At 69.2% G+C, this 19,562-nt stretch carries 20 protein-coding genes; 12 read left to right on the top strand and 8 right to left on the bottom strand.

The annotated features are described in order from the left end of the window. The first annotated feature begins 58 nt into the window (after positions 1-58). Positions 59-493 carry a DUF3817 domain-containing protein gene (locus tag NE857_RS33185; RefSeq protein ID WP_254419162.1) on the top strand — a complete coding sequence of 145 codons (435 nt, stop codon included), beginning with the start codon at positions 59-61 and terminating at the stop codon, positions 491-493. Here the strand turns inward: NE857_RS33185 and NE857_RS33180 are convergent. The 5 genes from NE857_RS33180 to NE857_RS33160 form a co-directional block, all read right to left on the bottom strand. Then, positions 469-1,269, bottom strand: coding sequence for an SURF1 family protein (locus NE857_RS33180; RefSeq protein ID WP_254419161.1), 801 nt, complete (start codon positions 1,267-1,269; stop codon positions 469-471). The genes NE857_RS33185 and NE857_RS33180 overlap by 25 nt on opposite strands. A 403-nt stretch (positions 1,270-1,672) precedes the next feature. Beyond that, complete coding sequence (locus NE857_RS33175) at positions 1,673-2,191, bottom strand: type II toxin-antitoxin system RelE family toxin (RefSeq protein ID WP_254419160.1); 519 nt, start codon at positions 2,189-2,191, stop codon at positions 1,673-1,675. Then, positions 2,191-2,496: a prevent-host-death family protein gene (locus NE857_RS33170; RefSeq protein ID WP_254419159.1), complete on the bottom strand. Its 306-nt coding sequence runs from the start codon at positions 2,494-2,496 to the stop codon at positions 2,191-2,193. The genes NE857_RS33175 and NE857_RS33170 overlap by 1 nt, the downstream gene beginning before the upstream one ends. A gap of 299 nt (positions 2,497-2,795) precedes the next feature. Beyond that, positions 2,796-3,062 carry a type II toxin-antitoxin system VapB family antitoxin gene (locus NE857_RS33165; protein ID WP_254419158.1) on the bottom strand — a complete coding sequence of 89 codons (267 nt, stop codon included), beginning with the start codon at positions 3,060-3,062 and terminating at the stop codon, positions 2,796-2,798. Positions 3,063-3,163: 101 nt separating this feature from the next. Beyond that, positions 3,164-3,697: a DinB family protein gene (locus tag NE857_RS33160; RefSeq protein WP_254419157.1), complete on the bottom strand. Its 534-nt coding sequence runs from the start codon at positions 3,695-3,697 to the stop codon at positions 3,164-3,166. 152 nt (positions 3,698-3,849) lie between these two features. Here NE857_RS33160 and NE857_RS33155 point away from each other — a divergent pair, with 152 nt between their 5' ends. Continuing rightward, positions 3,850-4,617 carry an alpha/beta fold hydrolase gene (locus tag NE857_RS33155; RefSeq protein ID WP_254419156.1) on the top strand — a complete coding sequence of 256 codons (768 nt, stop codon included), beginning with the start codon at positions 3,850-3,852 and terminating at the stop codon, positions 4,615-4,617. Positions 4,618-4,647: 30 nt separating this feature from the next. Here the strand turns inward: NE857_RS33155 and NE857_RS33150 are convergent, their stop codons facing one another. Further along, positions 4,648-5,058: a VOC family protein gene (locus NE857_RS33150; RefSeq protein ID WP_254419155.1), complete on the bottom strand. Its 411-nt coding sequence runs from the start codon at positions 5,056-5,058 to the stop codon at positions 4,648-4,650. A 263-nt stretch (positions 5,059-5,321) separates the two neighbouring features. Between NE857_RS33150 and NE857_RS33145 the strand changes: the two genes are divergently transcribed. The 5 genes from NE857_RS33145 to NE857_RS33125 all read left to right on the top strand — a co-directional run bounded on the left by NE857_RS33145 (position 5,322) and on the right by NE857_RS33125 (position 8,586). Beyond that, on the top strand, positions 5,322-6,299 hold the full coding sequence (locus tag NE857_RS33145; RefSeq protein ID WP_254419154.1) for an ABC transporter ATP-binding protein: 978 nt from the start codon (positions 5,322-5,324) through the stop codon (positions 6,297-6,299). Further along, positions 6,296-7,147, top strand: coding sequence for an ABC transporter permease (locus NE857_RS33140; protein WP_254419153.1), 852 nt, complete (start codon positions 6,296-6,298; stop codon positions 7,145-7,147). Before NE857_RS33145 ends, NE857_RS33140 begins: the two co-directional genes overlap by 4 nt. Before the next feature lie 70 nt (positions 7,148-7,217). Beyond that, positions 7,218-7,412: a helix-turn-helix transcriptional regulator gene (locus tag NE857_RS33135; RefSeq protein ID WP_221319868.1), complete on the top strand. Its 195-nt coding sequence runs from the start codon at positions 7,218-7,220 to the stop codon at positions 7,410-7,412. Between the two features lie 27 nt (positions 7,413-7,439). Next, complete coding sequence (locus NE857_RS33130; protein WP_254419152.1) at positions 7,440-7,997, top strand: hypothetical protein; 558 nt, start codon at positions 7,440-7,442, stop codon at positions 7,995-7,997. Between the two features lie 31 nt (positions 7,998-8,028). Continuing rightward, complete coding sequence (locus tag NE857_RS33125) at positions 8,029-8,586, top strand: hypothetical protein (protein WP_254419151.1); 558 nt, start codon at positions 8,029-8,031, stop codon at positions 8,584-8,586. A gap of 606 nt (positions 8,587-9,192) precedes the next feature. On the opposite strand, the gene NE857_RS33120 is transcribed toward NE857_RS33125, so the two are convergent. Next, positions 9,193-9,861 carry a class II aldolase/adducin family protein gene (locus tag NE857_RS33120; protein ID WP_254419150.1) on the bottom strand — a complete coding sequence of 223 codons (669 nt, stop codon included), beginning with the start codon at positions 9,859-9,861 and terminating at the stop codon, positions 9,193-9,195. A gap of 506 nt (positions 9,862-10,367) precedes the next feature. Here NE857_RS33120 and NE857_RS33115 point away from each other — a divergent pair. The 5 genes from NE857_RS33115 (at position 10,368) to NE857_RS33095 (ending at position 17,827) form a co-directional block, all read left to right on the top strand. Next, positions 10,368-11,894: an aldehyde dehydrogenase family protein gene (locus NE857_RS33115; protein WP_254419149.1), complete on the top strand. Its 1,527-nt coding sequence runs from the start codon at positions 10,368-10,370 to the stop codon at positions 11,892-11,894. A 259-nt stretch (positions 11,895-12,153) separates the two neighbouring features. Further along, positions 12,154-13,728: a GMC family oxidoreductase gene (locus NE857_RS33110; RefSeq protein ID WP_254419148.1), complete on the top strand. Its 1,575-nt coding sequence runs from the start codon at positions 12,154-12,156 to the stop codon at positions 13,726-13,728. Continuing rightward, positions 13,725-14,891 (top strand): quaternary amine ABC transporter ATP-binding protein, encoded by a 1,167-nt coding sequence (locus NE857_RS33105; protein ID WP_254419147.1) that lies wholly within the window; start codon positions 13,725-13,727, stop codon positions 14,889-14,891. Before NE857_RS33110 ends, NE857_RS33105 begins: the two co-directional genes overlap by 4 nt. A 1-nt stretch (position 14,892) precedes the next feature. Continuing rightward, on the top strand, positions 14,893-16,860 hold the full coding sequence (locus NE857_RS33100; protein ID WP_254419146.1) for an ABC transporter permease: 1,968 nt from the start codon (positions 14,893-14,895) through the stop codon (positions 16,858-16,860). Next, positions 16,853-17,827, top strand: coding sequence for a glycine betaine ABC transporter substrate-binding protein (locus NE857_RS33095; RefSeq protein ID WP_254419145.1), 975 nt, complete (start codon positions 16,853-16,855; stop codon positions 17,825-17,827). The genes NE857_RS33100 and NE857_RS33095 overlap by 8 nt, the downstream gene beginning before the upstream one ends. 82 nt (positions 17,828-17,909) lie before the next feature. Here NE857_RS33095 and NE857_RS33090 read toward each other — a convergent pair whose 3' ends face one another. Continuing rightward, positions 17,910-19,502, bottom strand: coding sequence for a hypothetical protein (locus NE857_RS33090; RefSeq protein WP_254419144.1), 1,593 nt, complete (start codon positions 19,500-19,502; stop codon positions 17,910-17,912). Positions 19,503-19,562 lie beyond the last annotated feature (60 nt).

The raw sequence follows: 19,562 nt of genomic DNA, 5'->3' as shown, positions 1-19,562 counted from the left end.
CGGACAGCGCTTAGCCTCGATGGAGGGGACCCGACCCTCCTCGGGGCGAAGTCGTTGAATGGGTGAAGTCGCAGTGGACAAGAGGCGTGTTTCGTTCGCGTTGTACCGGGTGCTCGCATACATCACGGGTGTTTTCCTGTTGGGGCTGACCTTCCTGGCCATGCCCGCGAAGTACCTGGTCGGTGAGACCTCGATGTTCGCCCTGGTCGGCGCACCCGAGGGCTGGGAGCACTGGTTCGGCCCCGATTCACCGCTGATGCACTACGTCGTCATGCCGCACGGCTACATCTACATGGCCTACGTGCTCGTCACCCTGTGGGTCTCCCTGGACCGCCGTTGGGGCGCGGGCCGCACCCTGGGGGTCGTGCTCGCGGGCACCGTTCCGATCCTGGGTTTCGTGGTCGAGCACCGGGTGGTCAAGTCCGAGAAGGCCAGGGAAATCGAGGCCGAGCAGCGGGCCGCGCAGGCTCAGGAGCCCGCGCCCACCGGCTGATCCGAGTCCTCTCCGTCCTCCGCCGAGGCCCTACCCGCATTACGGGTACGGGCCTCGGCCAGTTCACGCCGCATGAGGATGATCCAGAAGACCACGGCGGAGACGCCGAACATGGCCCACTGGACGGCGTAGCTGAGGCTGCGCCAGTTGATCGTGAACTCGGTGGGCGGTTCTGGCGGTGGCACCGGGGTGAGCCCGTCGACGGCCGGTTCGCGCTCGGGCAGGGTGACGTAGGCCGCGTAGATCCGGTAGTCCCACTCACCGACCAGCACGGACGGGGCGATCCGTTCGACCGTGCCCGCCTCGGGCCGGCCCATCGGGACGAACCCCTCCGAATGCTCCTGCGGCGGCTGGAGCCAGCCGGTGACGGTGACGTCGCCCTCGGGCGGCGCGGGCAGGTCGGTACCGTCCTCGGACCAGCCCCGGTTGACCGGCAGGGCCACACCCTCCTCGGTGACCAGCGGGATGACCACCGCGTAACCTTCGTCCCCGTCCATGCGCTGGGGCACGAGGAGCTGCGACTCCGCGTCGAAGTGCCCGGTGGCCTCGACCGCGGTGTTCGTGGTGAGGTTCGGGTGCAGGAACTCGCCGGGCTCACCGAGCTCGGCGATGGACACGGCGTCGGCCAGGTCCTCCACCGGGTTGGTGATGACGTCGCGGTCGGGTTCGAAGGCAGTGGTGCCCTGCCAGTAGGTCCCGGCGACACATACGACGGCCACGAGCACGGCCACGAGGTGCAGGCCGATCCAACGCGGGGTGAACAGCGGTGATCTCACCTCACCAGGCTATGTCCGCCTTCCGAGCAGCCGCTCATGACCCCATGTTGACGATGCCCACAGCGGCTTGGCCGTTCCCCACCCCAGGAATGACGATCACTTTAAGTAGTTTCTCGTGACAGAGGGTTGTCCTTCAGGGGTGCGGTGGGTAGTGTTCCTATCAACGCGGAACGACAAGATCGCTTCCACGTGGCAGACCTTCAAGGCCGCGACTCCCGGGGGGAGGAGTCGCAGGCCGCTTCCCAGAGCGAGGGTTGCCTCCGTACTTTGAGGGGGGATGCGGAGGCGACCCTCGCCACCTCGTAGACGGGGACGTTTCCACTGTTCAGTGGGGGCGTCCCCGTTCTCGTTCCCGCTCCCGTTCGCGCCCCCCTGTGGCGTTTCGATACTCGTGCCAACGGGGTCAGCGGGGGCGGGCGCGGAAGTCGGCCCAGAGGTCCACGGCCTGTTCCAGATCGAGGGCGGCCACATCCTCAGGGGGCATGCCGACGGTGTGGGCCAGACGTTCGGCCAACCAGTCCGGGACGGGTTCTCTCGTGGGGGGCGATTCATGGGCCACCCTCTCCGCTGGTTTGCCGAGGTGCTCGATGACGACCGCGAGCTTCTGGGCGGAGGGGGTGTCCTTCGAGGCTGCCCGGACTCTTCGGGAGGCTTCGGCGTAGACCTGGGCGTCCGCCTTTGCTCCGACGGCCCAGACCTCGCAGATCTCCACACGTTTCTCGTCGGTGACGCGGTACACGACACGCCAGGTGTTGCGTCCGACGACCAGTTTGCGAAACCCCGTGAGTTCGCCGCCCAGGGGGTATCCGGCCTCCGGGTCCTCCTCCAGGAGAAGGACCTTCTTGAGGACCTTGGGCACGGCATCCGGGCCGAGTCGCCGCAGATCGTCGAGGGCGGCGTCGGTGAAGGTGATCTCGGCCATCAGTCCTCGGGGAGTTCTTCGAGCGAGGCACGGCTGTGCCCGAAGGCGGCCAGTACGTCGTCCATGGAGGTACGTCGTCCACTGTCCGTGAGTTCCCGGGCCATGACCAGGGCGAGATCCCTCAGATCCGCTTCCGCCTGCTCCAGTTCCGCGAGCCGGGCGAACGCGACCACGGCCGCGACCGGCTCGCGTCGGCGGGTCACGATGACCTCGGTGCCCTGTTCCGCGTCGTGGACGATGCCCGCGACGCCACGTCTGGCCGCATCGGTGACGCTGATCTCCTGGGCGTGCTCAAGAATTGCCATACCTCAACTGTATAGAAAACTGTACAGATTGGCGACGGCTGCGCCTGTGCCGGGAACGGTTCAGAGGCCTCGCCGCTGATACTCACCGTGATACCGCCAGCCGAGTATCAGGGTGTTCCTGGATGCTTCCGGACGTCCCCGGGGATACGGCCTACCCGTCCCTACCTGCGCCTGGTGGTGCCTGGATGCTTCCCGTTCCCCTGCTCACACGGGATGCGGAGGCGACCCTCGCCACCTCGTAGACGGGGTGGATCCACCGGTCGGTGGGTCCACCCCGCTCGTGTTTCGGGGCCCGTTCGTCAGGAGCCGTTCTCCCGGCGTCGTCGGATCGCCCCCTGGTGAAACTCGCCCCTGTCCACCGAGCCCCTGCTCTCCCGGCCCCCCTGGCCGCTCCGGGGCGCCGCCTCGGAGCGGTCGCGCTCCCCGAGGGTCTCGGTCCGGCTCCGGTGTCGCGCCGCGAACACCCGCAGGGCCAGGTTGACCGCGTCGTCCTGGTTGCGGGCGCCGGAGAAACGCATGGTCTCCCGGAGAGCCTCGTCGTCGATGTCGATCCAGGTCGGGCTCACTCCGCGCTCCTCGCCGCTCGGGAATGGGACCACCCCATGGTCCCGCATACGGAGGGTGTCGAGTGCGCTACTCATAGCGGAATCCGTCGGCGTGTCGCAGGTCAGCCCATGGTCTTCTGGCCGTCGACGGACTCGCGGATGATGTCGGCGTGGCCGCAGTGCTGCGCGGTCTCGCGGATCAGGTGCAGGAGAACGTCACGGGCGGTCCAGGCGGTGTCCTCCGGGAACCAGGGGGCGGCGGGGAGCGGTCGGCTGACCTCCAGGCTGGTCAGGGACCGGATGTAGGCCTCGGTGGCCCGCGCCGTTTCCACGTAGTGGGCCAGGACCCCTTCCACGGTCTCGTCGCCGACCAGTCGGAAGGTGTTCTCGTGGTGGTCGTAGGTCTCCTGGGACTCGTAGTCGACCTCCGGGGAGCCCTGCTCGATGAACCGGAGCCAGCCGCGTTCGGCACCGGACACGTGCTTGACCAGGCCGATCAGGTTCAGGGCGCTGACGGTCGGCCGCTCCTGGAGCCGCTCGTCGTCCAGGCCCCGCACCGTGGTGAGCAGGAATTCGCGCTGCTCGGCGAGGAAGGCCAGCAGCGCCTCCCGCTCGACATCGACCTTGCTGTTGCTCTCGGTGGCCGTCGCCGCCATGGGAACTCTCCTCCGTCGGGTCCGTCTCGGTGCCTCGACCCTAGGAAGCATGGCGGTCAGTTCCTGTCCTCCATTGGGAGGCCATGACCCGGTTTTCTGGCTTCCTTGAAAGCACTGTGGATAACCTGGCCGTCTGGCGACCCGGAGGTTCCATGGCCCTGATACCGCTCCAGTACCAACTCGACGGCCCCAAGCACGCACCCGTCGTGCTGCTCGTGCCGCCGTTCGGAACGAAGATGTCGGTCTGGGAACCCCAGATGCCCGAACTCACCCGCAACCGCCAGGTACTGCGGGTCAACCACCGGGGGCACGGGTTCTCCCCGGCGCCCGAGGGGCCCTACTCGGTCGAGGACCTGGCCCTGGACATCCTCGGTGTGCTGGAGGAGCGGGGGTTCTCCCGGGTATCGGCGGTCGGAGCGGGCTTCGGCGGCTCCCTGCTGCTCTGGATCGCCGCCAACTCCCCCCGAACCCTGGAGCGGCTCGCGCTGCTGGCCGGGACCCCGCGCACCCCGGCCATGCACCGCTGGGACCGGATCGCAGCCAGGGTGCGGGGAACGGGGCTGGACTCGGTCACCGCGGACGTGGTCCTGCCCTGGTTCACCCCGGACCTGACCGACGACCGCCCGGAGGTCGCGGCCCGGTTCACCGAGGACTTCGGCGGTATCGACGCCGGCGCCTTCGCCTCGATCTGCGACGCCGTGTCCGGGCTGGACCAACGCAACCTGGTGGCCGAGGTGCGGGTGCCGACCATGGTGGTCTCCGCCGCGCACGACCCCCTGCTGCCGCCCGGGCACGGGCGCAGGCTCGCCGACGGGATCTCCGGTGCCCGGTTCGAGGTGGTCTCCGGCGCCGCGCACCTTCTCGGGGTGGAGCGCGCCGACCGGGTCAACGAGCTGCTCGTGGAGCACGTGGCGGCCTGACCGCCCACGGCTGTTCCGATGGGACGCGGATCAGTCGTCGGCGGGTACCGGGATCAGCGGGGAGTTGATCTCCAGCAGGTAGCCGTCCGGGTCGCGGAAGTGGGCCGCTCGGATGCCCCACGCGGTCCAGTCCCGGGGCTCCATCACCTGGCGGGCGCCGTCCGCGACCAGCTTGGCGGCGGACTCGTCCACGTCGTCCACCTCGAAGATCACCGCGAACCGGTCCTGGTGCGGGAGTTCGGGGTCGGCGGTGTCGGTCTCCAGGGCCTCGGCCATCACCTCGCGCTGGTTGATCGCCAGCCGGGTCCGGGACCGCACGTCGAACTCGGCGTAGCGGCTGTTCTCGTCGCCCCACAGGACGGGGAGCTTGAGAACGTCGGCGTAGAAGCGGAAGCAGGCCTCGTAGTCGTTGACGAGGAGCCTGATGTAGCTGCAGCGCATGGGAGCCTCCTGCCGTGGCGGGGTTGGTCGTCGGCACCATTCTCACGTCTGAGCGTGACGGATCACTGAGTATCCGTACCCGGATGTCGCGTGGCCGGATGTGGCCACATCTCTTTTCCGTCCTGGCTGACCTGCGGTTCCGGGGCTGAGTGTTCCTCCGCGGCCGCCGTTGTCACTCTGCTGCTCCTGATACTCCCTGTGCTCGAAAATGTAGTACATGTACTATCAATCGAAGTAGAGGGACGACGAACGGAAGGACTGCTGTGACGAGCCAGACGGCGCAGGGCCGGTCCAGGGCCAGCGCACCGGCCACCGGAACCCCGGCCGAGACCGTACTGCGGGTCAGTGGCCTGCGGATGAACTACGGCAGCACCGAGGTCCTCAAGGGGGTGGACCTCACCGCCCGGCGCGGTGAGGTCATCGCGCTCCTGGGGCCCAACGGCGCGGGCAAGACCACCACCATCGAGATCCTCGAGGGCTTCCGCCGCCGCTCCGCCGGTGACGTCGACGTCCTGGGCTCCGACCCCGACCACGGCGACGAGGAGTGGCGCTCCCGGCTGGGCGTGGTCCTCCAGTCCTGGCGCGACCACGGCGCCTGGCGGGTCCGCGACCTGCTGCACCACTTCGGGCGCTTCTACACTCCGCACTCCACGCCCGAGCGCGTCCGACCGCACGACACCGACGCCCTCCTGGACCTGGTCGGCCTCACCGAGCACGCCGCCAAACGGGTCAAGACACTCTCCGGCGGGCAGCGCCGACGCCTGGACGTGGCCATCGGCGTCGTCGGCCGCCCCGAACTGCTCTTCCTCGACGAACCCACCGCCGGGTTCGACCCCAAGGCCCGCCGCGACTTCCACGACCTGGTCTTCCGACTCGCCGACGAGGAGGACACCACGATCCTCCTGACCACCCACGACCTCGACGAGGCCGAGAAGCTCGCCGACCGCATCCTCCTCCTCGCCGGGGGCCGGATCGTCGCCGACGGCAGCCCCGACCAGCTCTCCTCCCTGATCGCCCAGGACAGCGAGGTCACCTGGAGCGTCGACGGGCAGCGCCACGTGCACAGCACCGACAACCCCGCCAAGCACGTCGCGGAACTGTACGCCGAGCACGCGGACGACGTCACCGAACTGAGGGTGACCCGGCCGTCCCTGGAGGACGTCTACCTCGCCATGGTCCAGCGGTACGAGAGCGGCGACGCCGAGCGCGCCGCCGAAGAGTTCACGAAGGAGACCCGATGAGCACCTCCATCGGCCCCAGGGTCAACGCCGCCCGTGCCGGACTGCACCGGGGCCTGATCGAGTTCCGCGCCTCGATGGGCAACGCCCAGGAGGTGATCTTCGGCTACGTGCTGTTTCCCGCGCTCTTCCTCGGGATGGCGTTCTTCCTCGACGACGGCGACTCCGAAGGGCTGGGGATCATCTTCACCGGACTCGTCATGTTGATGGCGCTCCTGGGGGTGATGACCACCGCCCAGGTCCTGGCCACCGAACGCGAGGACGGGACGCTCCTGCGCTCCCGCGCCGTCCCGCACGGGATGGTCGGATACGCGGTCGGCAAGACCGTGCACATCCTGCTGATGTCGGTGTTCTCCCTGTCCCTGCTGCTGGTCCCGGCGCTGCTGTTCATCGACGGCGTCGCCTTCCAGGGCTGGCTGGGCGCCCTTACCCTGCTGTGGGTCTGCCTGCTCGGCCTGACCACGCTGTCCTTGATCGGCGCGGTCCTCGGTTCGCTGATCAGCAACCCCCGGATGGGTGTCGGCCTGGCCATGCTGCCGCTCATGGGGCTGGTGGGGATCTCGGGGATCTTCACCCCCATGGATTTCCTGCCCGGCTGGATCCAGGGGATCGCCCTGGTCTTCCCGGTCTACTGGATCGGCGAGGGGGTGCGCGCGGCGCTCTTCCCGGTCGAGGTTCTGGCCGCCGGGGGGTACGGCGTCCCGGAGTTGTCGCTGGTCGCAGGGGTGCTGGCACTGTGGACGGTGATCGGGTTCCTCGTCGCGCAGGCTGTGCTGCGGCGGATGGCCCGTCGTACGTCGGGGTCGCGGGTCCAGGCGGCCCGAGAGGAAGCGATGAAGCGTGCCTACTGAGAACAAACAGAGCGGGAACGGCCGCCGCGCCAAGGCGGCGGCCGCGGAGACCATCTACAACCGGATCGCCATGCTGCGAGCCGAGCGCGACGTCTCCCGCCGCCAGCTGGCCGAGGCCCTGGGGGTCCACTACCAGACCGTCGGCTACCTGGAACGGGGCGAGTACAGCCCCAGCCTCCACCTGGCACTGCGCATCGCGAAGTACTTCGAGGTGCCGGTCGAGGTCGTCTTCTCCACCGAACCCTTCCCCCGCATCGGCCAGTAGACCGCCTCCCCCTCAGAAAGAGCCCCCATGAAGTCCCTGAAGTCCCTGGCCCCCATCCCCGGCGACAACCTCCTGCTGGCCGACACCGAGAAGCCCGCCCTGAACCGCGTCCGGGCCTCCCGGACCCGCCGACGGTTCCATGCCGTCCTGCTCGTCCTGCTGGTCCTGGCCGCCTGCGTCAGCCTGGCCGCAGGGGACATCGCTGATATCGGCGACCTGTGGTCCCTCCTGTTGCTGGCGTTCCTCGGTCTGCTGGCCCCGGTGCTCTACCTGATCACCAGGCTGAACCAGATCAGCCGGATGTCACTGCCGTACCGGCTGCTGGATGAGCGCCAGCGCGGGGACCGCGACGACGCGCACCGCTTCGGCCAGCGTATGACGAGCGCGATGCTGGGATTGAGCTTCGTCTTGTCCGCACTCATCACGATCGTCTTCAGCCCCGGGGGAGCGGACTTCCCCGGTTGGCTCGTCCTGCCGCTGCTCTGGTTGCTGGTGATGGCCCACACGATGGCCCCGGCCCTCTACCTCGCCTGGACCCAGCCCGACGAGCTCCCCGAAGAAGACGACGACCTCGACCAGGCCTGAGCGCACCCCACTCCCGCGAAGGAGCGCAGCGATGAACACCCGCACCGAAGCAAAGGCGGAGGCCTACCGTCACAAGCTGCTGATCCGGTTCGAGGACCCGAAGACCCGCAGGTTGTGGGCCGACCGCCCGGCCCGCCTGCGCCGGCTGTACCTGGGCCTGGTTCTGGTTCTGCTCAGCATGGCGGCCCTGACCGCGCTGGTACTGACCCAGAACCCGCTGGTGGTCTTCGTCGCCAGCCCCGCCCTGTTCGTCCTCCTGCTTCCGCAGGCCAAGATCTTCCAGTTCCTCGAAGCCGGAGCGCGGACCCTCTACGGCTACGAGCTGGTGGTGGACGAACGCCAGCGCACCGAGATCGACCAGGCCCGAAACATCGGCCACTCGGTCACGACCGCCCTGCTGGTCCTGACGGTGGCGATCACCGCTGCGGTCCACCTGACGATCACCTTCCCCCGGGCCGCCCCGAACGTGCCGCTAGGTGTCTTTCTCCCGGTGATCTGCGTGATCCTGCTCCTGCACCGGGCCTTCCCGGCGATCTATCTCGCCTGGACCCAACCCGCCGAGCTCCCCGAGGAAGAACCGGTCGCCTAGACCTGCCCAGCCCGGATATCGACCAACAGCCCACCGAGCTGCTAGCCCGCCGAGCCTCGTGAGCGAAGGCGGCAGTCTCCTCAGCCCGGCGCGGATCGGGTCACGTGTCGCGGCCGGTCGCGCGTGCCATCGGAACACTCGGCGGCGAGTGGTGGGTTCAGTGCTGTGGTGTTGGCTCTGGGGAGGCCAGGGTGTCCGTAACCTGCGTCTGGGGTTGTCCGCTGCTTCCGAAACCCCCTCATCCCCGGTGATCTTGCTACCAGAAGCGAAATCGGCGCCGAACTTGCTTCTGGTAGCAAGATCATCTTCGAAGCAGGGGCCGAAACCGGGCTCGGGGGACTGCCGGGTCGCGGTTGGTGTTCGCCGGTACGGGTGACTGGCAGCTGACTCGGTAAGGGATCTGTGCGAGTTCACCGATGGTGCTCTTGGGGATCAGCGATGCCCCCGGGCAGTATCAGTCGCCGGGGGCGTGTTGGTTTGGGTGGCTCAGGCCTGGGTGGTGCGGATGACGCGGAGTGCGGTGTTCCACTCCGGCGAGGAGAAGGCCAGCCTCGCTATCGGATTCCTGCTTTAGTGCAGGCCGCTGCTTGAGTACAGGCCCCCGCGTTAGTACAGGAAGGGGTCGGGGCCCGCCCAGCCGTAGGTGTCGCGTTGGCGGGCCTCGGCCAGTTCGTCCTCGGAGAGGACCCGGGGCTGGCCGATCTGGCGGGCGCGCAGGTAGGTGGTGCAGAGCCAGTCGAGCAGCCGGAAGTTCTCCATGGCGTGCTCCAGGTTCCGGCCCAGTGCCAGACCGCCGTGGTTGGCGAGCAGGGCGGCGTCACGACCCTTCAGGGCCTTGACCGCCTGGTCGGCGATGTCACCGGTGCCGTAGGGCATGTACGGGGTCACGCTGATCGCCCCGCCCAGGCCCGCGGCGCGGTGGTGGATCGGGGGCAGCTCCGGGAGCACCGAGGAAACGGCAGTGGTGTCGGTGGTGAACGCGTTGACCAGGGCGAGGGACTCGCGGCCGTGGTCGGCGGCGTGGCGGTGCACGGCCATGTGGAGGGTGGTCTCGGCGGCCGGGTCGCGGCGGCCTTCGAGCATCCGGTCGTCCAGGGACATCACCGGGCAGTCCTGCGGCTGGATCTGGTCCAGCGGGACGCCGTGAGGGGTCACCGCCACCAGGTCGCCGCTGCGGACGCTGACGGTCCCCGCTTCACCGGGGGCGGTTCCCGGGTGCTGGGCGATGGCGCGGGCGGTCAGGCAGACATCGCGGCGTTCCTGTTCAAGCAGCATGCGTTCCTCAGCGGGGTGCGCGGGCAGCGGTCCATGGGGGTGTGTCTCGGAGAGAGTCGGCGAACCAACTTAGGTACACCTAAATGTACGTCAAAGAGTCCGTTTTGTATTCCCCGGGTCTCCGGAACGGAGAGTGAGGCCACCAGATCGTGCAGGTAGGCGTACACCCCCGCCTGCACGCGGCCGTACGGGCCGACCCTGTCCCGACCGCCGTCCGAACCCCTAGTACTCGGCCCCCGAAACCTGAGCCCGGCCCAACCTCCCGAGGTCAACACAAATACGCGTCAAAGACTCGTTCCGGTCTTCCCCACAGTGGAGTGTCCACCCGTGATCGGGGAAGTCCGGAACGTAGGTGTTGCCTGAAGGGCCTGGTGATCTGAGCCACGGAGGAGGCGCACCACAACGCGCTGTTTTTCCTGATCAGTACGGGTTGTGGGAACGTTGTGGCATAAGTGACCTATGAGACGAGGCTGTTTGTGACTAGCGATCTTGGGCAAAAGGGGTCCGTGAACCAGACCCATGTATCCCTGCCGTCCGTGCCGTACCTGTCCGAGCCAGGTGCGGCCACGGCCACCAGTCTGTACATCGACGGAGAGTGGCGGGCGGCGCAGAACGGACGAGTCCGGGAGATCCTGGACCCGGCGGACGCCTCCGTTCTGACCATCGTCAGTGAAGGCGGCAAGGCCGACACCGAGGCCGCCATCGCCGCCGCCCGCCGTGCCTTCGACGGCGGCGAGTGGCGCGGCACCACCGCCGGGGACCGCGGCCGGATCCTCGAGCGGATCGCCGACCTGCTCCAGCGCGACCGCGAGGAGATCGCGGTCATGGAGTCGCTCGACACCGGCAAGACCATCGAGGAAGGCGGGATCGACGTCGACGACGTCACCAACGTCTTCCGCTACTACGCCGGGCTGGCCGACAAGGACGCCGGGCGCCTGGTGTCCGCGCCCGAGGGCGTGCACAGCAAGGTCGTCTACGAGCCGGTCGGCGTCTGCGGCATGATCACGCCGTGGAACTACCCGCTGCTCCAGCTCGCCTGGAAGATGGCCCCGGCCATCGCCGCGGGCAACACCATGGTGATCAAGCCCAGCGAGGTCACCCCGGTGACCACCGCCAAGCTGGTCGAGCTCACCACCGAGGCGGGCATCCCCGCCGGTGTGGTCAACCTGGTCCTGGGCAGCGGCCCCGACGCGGGCGCGCCGCTGTCCGAGCACCCCGACGTCGACCTGGTCTCCTTCACCGGCGGTCTGGTCACCGGGCGCCGGATCATGGCCGCGGCCGCCGAGACGGTCAAGAAGATCGCCCTGGAGCTGGGCGGCAAGAACCCGAACATCATCTTCCCCGACGTGGACCTGGACACGGCCGTGGACTACGCGCTCAGCGCCGCGTTCTTCCACTCCGGTCAGGTGTGCTCGGCCGGTGCGCGACTGATCGTGCACAACGACATCCACGACGCCTTCACCACCGAGCTCGCCCGCCGGGCCGAGGCCATCCGGATCGGCCGCGGCCAGGACGAGGGCGTGCGCTGCGGGCCGCTGGTCTCCGCCGAGCACCGCGCCAAGGTCGAGAAGGCCGTGGCGCGCGGTGTGGCGGAGGGCGCGAAGGTCATCGCGGGCGGAAAGCGCCCCGACGACGCCGACCTCCAGGACGGCTACTTCTACCGCCCCACCGTGTTCGTGGACTGCGACCGGTCCATGGACATCGTCCAGGCCGAGGTCTTCGGCCCGGTCGTGACCGTCGAGCGCTTCGAGACCGAAGAGCAGGCGATCGAGCTGGGCAACGACACCGACTACGGGCTCTCCGGCGGTGTCTGGACCAACGACACCGCCCGCGGCGAGCGCGTGGCCGCGGCCCTGCGCCACGGCACGGTGTGGATCAACGACTACGGGCCCTACTTCCCGGGCGCCGAGTGGGGCGGCTTCGGCCGCAGCGGAGTGGGCCGCGAGCTCGGCCTGGCCGGTCTCGACGAGTACCGCGAGGCCAAGCACATCTACCGGAACCTGTCGCCCGAGCCGCAGCGCTGGTTCGGCTAGCGCCGGTCCGGTCGACCGACCCGAGGGTTCCGGGTGGCTGAACCGCCCGGAACCCCGAGGTCACCCGCCGGTGCGGGTCCGTCCTACGCACCGGCGGGTGCCCTCCTCACAGCTTCGTGTCGCACGAAGCAGCACCGCGCGTCGCATCGATCAGCACCGCGTGTCGAACGACCCCGTGCGACAGCCGAGAAACCAAAAAACACACGGGTCGGTCTCCCCCCGCCATCCCCCGAGCAAGAGAAACGAGAGGATTCGGGCCGTGTCCATGAACGAAACCACTTACGACTACGTCATCGTCGGCGGAGGCACCGCGGGATCGGTGATCGCCAACCGGCTCACCGAGGACCCCGGCACCACCGTCTGCGTCATCGAGGGCGGACCCGACGACCGGGACCACGAGAACGTGCTCCGGCTCCGCGACTGGTTGAGCGTCCTCGACAGCGACCTCGACTACGGGTACACCACCACCGAGCAGCCCAACGGCAACTCGCACATCCTGCACTCGCGCGCCCGGGTGCTGGGCGGCTGCTCCTCGCACAACACCCTCATCAGCTTCCGGCCGTTCGCCGAGGACCTGGACGAATGGGTCGCCGCGGGCGCCGAGGGCTGGGACAACGCCACCGTGCAGTCCTACGCCGACCGCATCAAGTGCAACATCATCCCCATCGCGGAGAAGGACCGCAACGCCATGGTCAAGGACTGGGTGTCCTCGGCCTCCGAAGCCGCCGGCGTCCCGGTCATCGAGGACTTCAACGCCCTGACTTCGCACGGCGGCGGGTTCGCCGACGGCACGGGCTTCCTGTCCATCGCCTACGACCCCTACACCGGCTACCGCTCCTCCGCCTCGGTGGCCTACCTGCACCCCATCATGGACGTGCGGAAGAACCTCACCGTGCTGCTGGAGACCTGGGTCGGCCAGGTTCTCTTCGACGGGGACCGCGCCACCGGCGTCAGCGCCACGACCTCCGGCGGTGAACAGATCACGGTCAACGCCCGCCAGGAGGTCATCCTGGCCGCGGGCGCCGTCGACAGCCCCCGCCTGCTGATGCTGTCCGGTGTCGGCAACGCCGAGGAGCTGGCCGCGGTCGGTATCGAGAGCCGCCACGACCTGCCGGGCGTGGGCGAGAACCTCCAGGACCACCCCGAGTCGATCATCATGTGGGAGACCAACGAGCGGGTCCCCGAGGAGACCGTGATGGACTCCGACGCGGCCCTGTTCGTGCGGCGCGACAAGAGCGACCCCCGCCCGGACCTGATGTTCCACATCTACCAGATCCCCTTCGACGACAACACGAAGCGGCTGGGCTACGACTCGCCCGAGGACGGTTACGCGGTCTGCATGACCCCGAACATCCCCCGGTCCCGCGGTCGCGGCAAGCTCTCCCTGACCAGCAGCGACCCCGAGGCGCAGCCCGCCCTGGACTTCCGTTACTTCACCGACCCCGAGGGGTACGACGAGAAGACCATCGTGGACGGGCTGAAGATCGCCCGCGAGGTCGCCGCGACCGAGCCCTTCAAGTCGTGGCTCAAGCGCGAGGTCGCCCCCGGTCCGAAGGTCCAGACGGACGAGGAGCTGTCCGAGTACGGCCGCCGCGCCGCGCACACCGTCTACCACCCGGCCGGTACCTGCAAGATGGGCGCCGCCGACGACGACACCGCCGTGGTCGACCCCCGCCTGAAGGTGCGCGGTCTGCGCGGCCTGCGCATCGCCGACGCCTCGGTGTTCCCGACCCTGCCCACGCCCAACCCGATGGTCATGGTCCTCGCCCTGGGCGAGCGCGCCGCGGACCTGATCCGCCAGGACCGCGCGGCGGAGAAGAAGGAGACCCGATGAGTACCCAGGCCACCGAGACGGCCCCGGCCGCGGGCCCGTCCGACGTGACCTTCTCCGTCCGCAACCTGTGGAAGATCTTCGGCAAGAACGCCGACAGCGTCATCGGCACCGACCTGGAGCGGGCCGACCGGGACGTCATCAAGGAGCGGACCGGCTGCACCGTCGCGGTGCGCGACGTCTCCTTCGACGTCCGCCCCGGTGAGATCTTCGTGGTCATGGGCCTGTCCGGGTCCGGCAAGTCCACGCTGATCCGGTGCCTGACCCGGCTGATCGAACCGACCTCCGGTTCGGTTCTGCTCGACGGCGAGGACATCGAGGAGGCCAGCGACCAGCGGCTGCGCGAGCTGCGCAGGCACAAGATGGCCATGGTCTTCCAGCACTTCGGGCTGCTGCCCAACCGCAAGATCATCGACAACGTCGCCTACGGCCTGGAGGTGCGCGGGATGCCGCGCGCCGAACGCTACGCGCGGGCCCGCGAGATGATCGACATGGTCGGCCTGACCGGCTATGAGAACGCCCGCCCCGGCGAACTCTCCGGCGGTATGCAGCAGCGCGTGGGCCTGGCCCGCGCGCTGGCGGTGGACCCGCAGGTCCTGCTGTTCGACGAACCGTTCAGCGCCCTGGACCCGCTGATCCGCCGGGACATGCAGAACGAGGTCGTCCGGCTCCAGCGCGAGCTGAACAAGACCTCGGTGTTCATCACCCACGACCTCCAGGAAGCGCTCAAGCTGGGCGATCGCATCGCCATCATGCGCGACGGCGAGCTCGTCCAGGTCGGCACCCCGGAGGAGGTCGTGGGCCGACCGGCCAACGCCTACGTCGCCGACTTCACCTCCGACGTCGCCCGCACCACCGTGCTCACCGCGCGGTGGCTGGTCCGCGACGCCTTCCCCGACGAGCGCACGGACGGCCCGACCACCGAGCCGGGCACCGTCCTGGCCCATATCCTGCCGATGCTCGCCGCGAGCACCGCCCCGGTCCGGGTCGTGGAGGGCGACACCCTCCTCGGCTACGTGGGCCGCGACGACGTGCTGCGCGCCATCGCGGAGGACCAGCTGGAGGGGGCCGAACAGGTAGCCGCGATCGAGGAGGAGACGGTGGAGGAGATCTCCGACGAGGCCACCGACCACGCCGGCCCCGCGCCGACCGGGAACGGTGGGTGACATGGCCGCGATGACCGAACCCGTCAGGGCCACCGGCTCCGGCGCGGGAGGCCCGGGGAACCGGGGCGGCTCCGGCGGTCTGCTGCGCAACACCTGGCTGCAGGCGCTGATCGCGGTCGCGGTGCTGGTCGCGGGCTACTGGGTGACCAGGGCGCTGGGCAACCCGGCCTGGGCCGGAAGCTTCCCGACCGGCGTCGGCGACAGCTTCATGGCCTGGCTGGACGGGGTCTACGCGTGGGTCGTCGCCAACCGCAACGACAGCCCGCTGTTCCTCTACTTCTTCAACTACATCTCGGTGGGTCTGGGATCGGCCGTCGTGCTGATCAACTACTTCCTGGACTTCCTCACCTGGGCCGGGGTGACCGTGCTCGGCGTGTTCGCCGCCTGGCGGATCGCCGGGTGGCGGGTGGCGCTGCTGGTGCTGGCCACCTTCGGCGTGTTCGCGCTGACCGGGCTGTGGAACGAGTCGATGACGACGCTGTCGCTCATCATCACCGCGGTCTTCATGGCGCTGCTGTTCGGCATCCCGCTCGGCATCCTGGCCGGGCGCAGCGACCGGTTCTACCGGGGCCTGCGCCCGGTGCTGGACTTCATGCAGATCATGCCCGCCTTCGCCTACCTGCTGCCGTTCGTGCTGCTGTTCGGCATCGGCAACCCGGCGTCGGCCGTGGTGACCGCCGTCTACGCGCTCCCGCCGGTCGTGCGGATCACCGCGCTGGGCATCCGCGAGGTGAACAAGGGCGCGGTCGAGGCCACCACCTCGCTCGGTTCGACCCCCTGGCAGATCCTCACCAAGGTGCAGCTGCCGCTGGCCAAGCGCACCATCCTGCTGGGCGTCAACCAGACGATCATGCTCGCGGTCTCCATGGTCGTCATCGCGTCGGTGATCGGCGCGGGCGGTCTGGGTGACGCCATCTACCAGGCGCTGGCCAAGATCAACGTGGGCCAGGCCTTCCAGGCCGGTCTGGCGATCGTCATGCTGGCGATCGCGATGGACCGGGTCACGGGCGCGGTCGGCCACGGCGCGCACACCCCGAGGATCCCCGAGCACCAGCGGATGCCGCTGCTGGGCGGCGGGCTCGCGCTGGTCATCCTGGTCACCGCCGTCGGCCGCCTGCTCGACCTGGGTGGCTGGCCGCGTGACCTGTCCATCCGGATCGACACCCCGATCAACGCGGTCAACGACGCCGTCCAGGCGGCCATCGGCCCCGCGGCCGCGGCCTTCGGCGGGTGGACGCAGACCACCGTCCTGGGCCCGCTGAACAACCTGCTCACCGGTTCGCCCTGGTGGCTGGTGGTGCTGGTCGCCGCGGCGCTCGGCTGGATCTTCTCCGGCTGGCGCGTCGGGCTGGTCTCCGGCGGCTCCTTCGTCGCGATCGGCCTGCTGGGCGTGTGGTCCAACGCCATGGACACGCTGTCCCAGGTGCTGGTGGCCACCGTGGTCACCATCGCGCTGGGCGTGGTGGTCGGCGTGCTGATGTCGCGCAGCGACGTCTTCGCCGCGATCCTGCGGCCCGTCCTGGACTTCATGCAGACCCTGCCGCCGTTCGTGTACCTGATCCCGGCGGTCGCGCTGCTGGGCCTGGGGCCCGTACCGGCCCTGGCCGCGGCGGTGATCTTCGCGTTGCCCCCGGTGATCAGGCTGGTCAACGACGGTATCCGCGGGGTTCCGGCGGGCACCATCGAGGCCGCCGCGTCCCAGGGGTCCACCAAGTGGCAACTGCTCACCAAGGTGGAACTTCCGATGGCCGTGGGATCGCTGCGACTGGCGATCAACCAGGGCATCATCCTCGTGCTGTCCATGGTGGTCATGGGCGCGCTGGTCGGCGCGGGCGCACTCGGCAACGACGTGGTGCTCGGCCTGGCCCAGAACGAGCTGGGCCTGGGTATCGCCTCCGGCCTGGCGATCGTCTTCCTCGGCCTGTTCCTGGACCGTGTGACGCAGGGAAGGAGGGCACCCCGTGCCTAGTTTTCTGAGAAAGGGCACCCTGCTTCGGCTGCTCTCCGTGGGCCTGGCCCTGGTGATGGTGAGCTCCTGCGCGGTGCGCACCGACCAGATCACCCGCGACCCCAACTCCGTGCGGATCGCGGTCAACAACTGGGTGGGCTACGAGGCCAGCGCCGAGGTACTGGCGTACATCCTCCGCGAGGAGATGGAGTACGAGGTCCAGCTGGTCCGGGTGGACGAACAGCCCTCGTGGCAGGCCCTGGACCAGGGCGTCATGGACGTGATCCTGGAGAACTGGGGCCACGACGACCTGTTCGAGCTGTACGGGCCCGAGGGCAACGGCACCGCCGTGGACGGCGGCCCGAACGGCAACGAGGGCGTGATCGGTTGGTACGTCCCCGCCTACCTGGCGGAGGAGTACCCGGAGATCACCACCGTGGAAGGGCTGAAGGAGAACACCGACCTCTTCCAGACCGCCCAGACCGGTGACAGCGGCGAGTTCCTCGCGGGCGCGCCCGGCTTCGTCAGCCAGGACCAGGGGATGATCAACGCCTTCGACCTGGACCTGCAGATGGTCTACGCGGGTTCGGAGGCGGCGCAGATCACCGAGGTCCGCCGCAGGGCCGCCAACGAGGAGCCGGTGCTCTTCTACTTCTACGACCCGCAGTGGTTCCAGGAGGAGATCGACCTGGTCAAGGTCGAGTTCCCCGAGTACTACGACGGCTGTGACGCCGACCCGGAGTTCGTGGACTGCGACTACCCGGTCTACGACCTGAACAAGATCTTCCGGGCCGGGTTCGTGGAGCACGACGACCACGCCTACCGGTTCCTCGACAACTGGACGTGGACCAACTCCGACCAGAACGCCGTCGCGCGGATGATCGCCGACCAGGATCTCTCGCCCCCGGAGGCGGCGGAGATCTGGGTGAACGAGAACCGCGACATCTGGGAGGAGTGGCTCCCGGAGGGCTACGAGGACCGCCGCTGACCCGGTTGATCCGGTGAGGGCGCACGGTGGGGCGGGAGCCGAAGAGGCCCCGCCCCTTCACCGTGCCACGGTGCTCCGCCGGTCAGTTCGGCGGGCCTACCTGGAGTTCCGGCGGCGAGAGGGGCACGGTCAGCGGCGCCGCCCAGTCGAACACGACCGGGCAGTCGGGCTGCGGCGCACCGTCGAGGAACCGGTTCACCTCCTCGTAGTAGGCGGGTGTGGTCGGCAGGTAGGCGTGTGGTGTGCGAATCGGACAGGCGTTGCGGTCCACCCCCATTCGCCAGCCGGAGGGCTTCAACGGCAGGTCGCTGGACGAGGTCGCACTGAGCGCCCGAGTCTCCTCGGGCAGCGGCAGCGAGAAGATCTCGGCCGGGGTGTCCGTGGTCCCCAGGAGTTCGTAGGCGGCGGGGGCGTCGGCGTCGAAGGTGAAGTCCACTTCCCCTGCCAGGGGGACCAGCAGGTGCAACAGGTCCGAAGCAGGACGGCCCGGGCCCGGCTCGCTTTGCGGACGGTACCCTCCCGTGCTCTCCGGGAAGGGGCCGACCAGGACCAGGGCGTCGACCTCGGGCGCCTGGCCGGTGGCCACGGCCTTCCACGCGATCCAGGCGCCGTGCGAGTGCCCCGCCACGACCAGCGGTCGCGGCAGGTCCCGCACCTGCTCGGCGAACACCTCCACCTGCTCGCTGACGGGGCGCTGGGTGTGCGCGCTCTGGTAGGGGGCTCCGGTCCGCATCGGACAACGCGCCTGACGCTGGGGCTGGCCGTCTCCGGGCCCCGCGTAGGAGAAGTAGAAGGTCTGGTCGCAGTCGTAACCGAGAATGTCGGTGCGGGAGTTGAACATGTCCCCGACTCCGGAGCGCGAGTCGATACCCGACATCAGCATGATCGAGCCCTCGCGCGGCGGGGCTGCCGCGGGCATGTCGCTGCCGCGGGTGGTGACCCACCCGGCCGCGATCAGTGCCAGGACGGCAGCGGTCGCGGTCAGACGCAGCAGGGGTCGTGCGGGCGCCGGGCGGGACAGCGCGGCCAGGGCCGAGGCGGTCAGCGCCGCCGACAGCGGCACCAGGGCGATGGTGAGCGCCGGGAACAGGTGGGCGAGGACGCCGACACCCGTCACCGCCGCGGCGTAGGGCAGGGTCACCTCCAGCCGCAGGCCACCGCGCCAGGTGCGGGCGAACGCCGTGCGCAGCCGCGCTCCGCCCTCGTACGCGGCGACGCTCCAGGGCACGGGGGCGAGCAGCAGGAAGAGGAGCACCACCACCACGAGGCCCGCCCAGAACAGCCGGGAGTACATCAGCGTGTTGGAGATGTAGACGACCTGGGCGGCGAGCAGCAGCGGAACGAGGACCACCCCGTAGAACACGGCGGCCAGCGTGATCCGCTCCCGGGTGAGCCCGCCCATCAGCAGGGAGAGCACGAGGACCCGGGCGACGAGCACCACCGCACCCAGCAGTACGAAGGAAACGGGACCGGAGGTCGCTGTCAGGAGCACTCTGAGGTCGGCGTGGAGATCGAGTGGAGGCAGCGCCACCAGGTGCACCAAGCCGGGCCAGACCGGAAGAACGCCCGTCGCCGCGAGCAGCACGACCACACCGGAGACCGCACCCAGCACGAGCCACCGCCGCCCCGTGCCCCGAGCCGCCACGGGGGCGTCGCGCCGATCAGTCCGCACCACCGGCACCTCCCTCAGGAACGGCCGCCGCACTTTCCGGGGCCCGTGGTCGGCGTACTACCC

The organism is Nocardiopsis exhalans, from assembly GCF_024134545.1.
Lineage (GTDB): Bacteria > Actinomycetota > Actinomycetes > Streptosporangiales > Streptosporangiaceae > Nocardiopsis > Nocardiopsis exhalans.
This window is presented reverse-complemented; position numbering and strand designations above follow the sequence as displayed.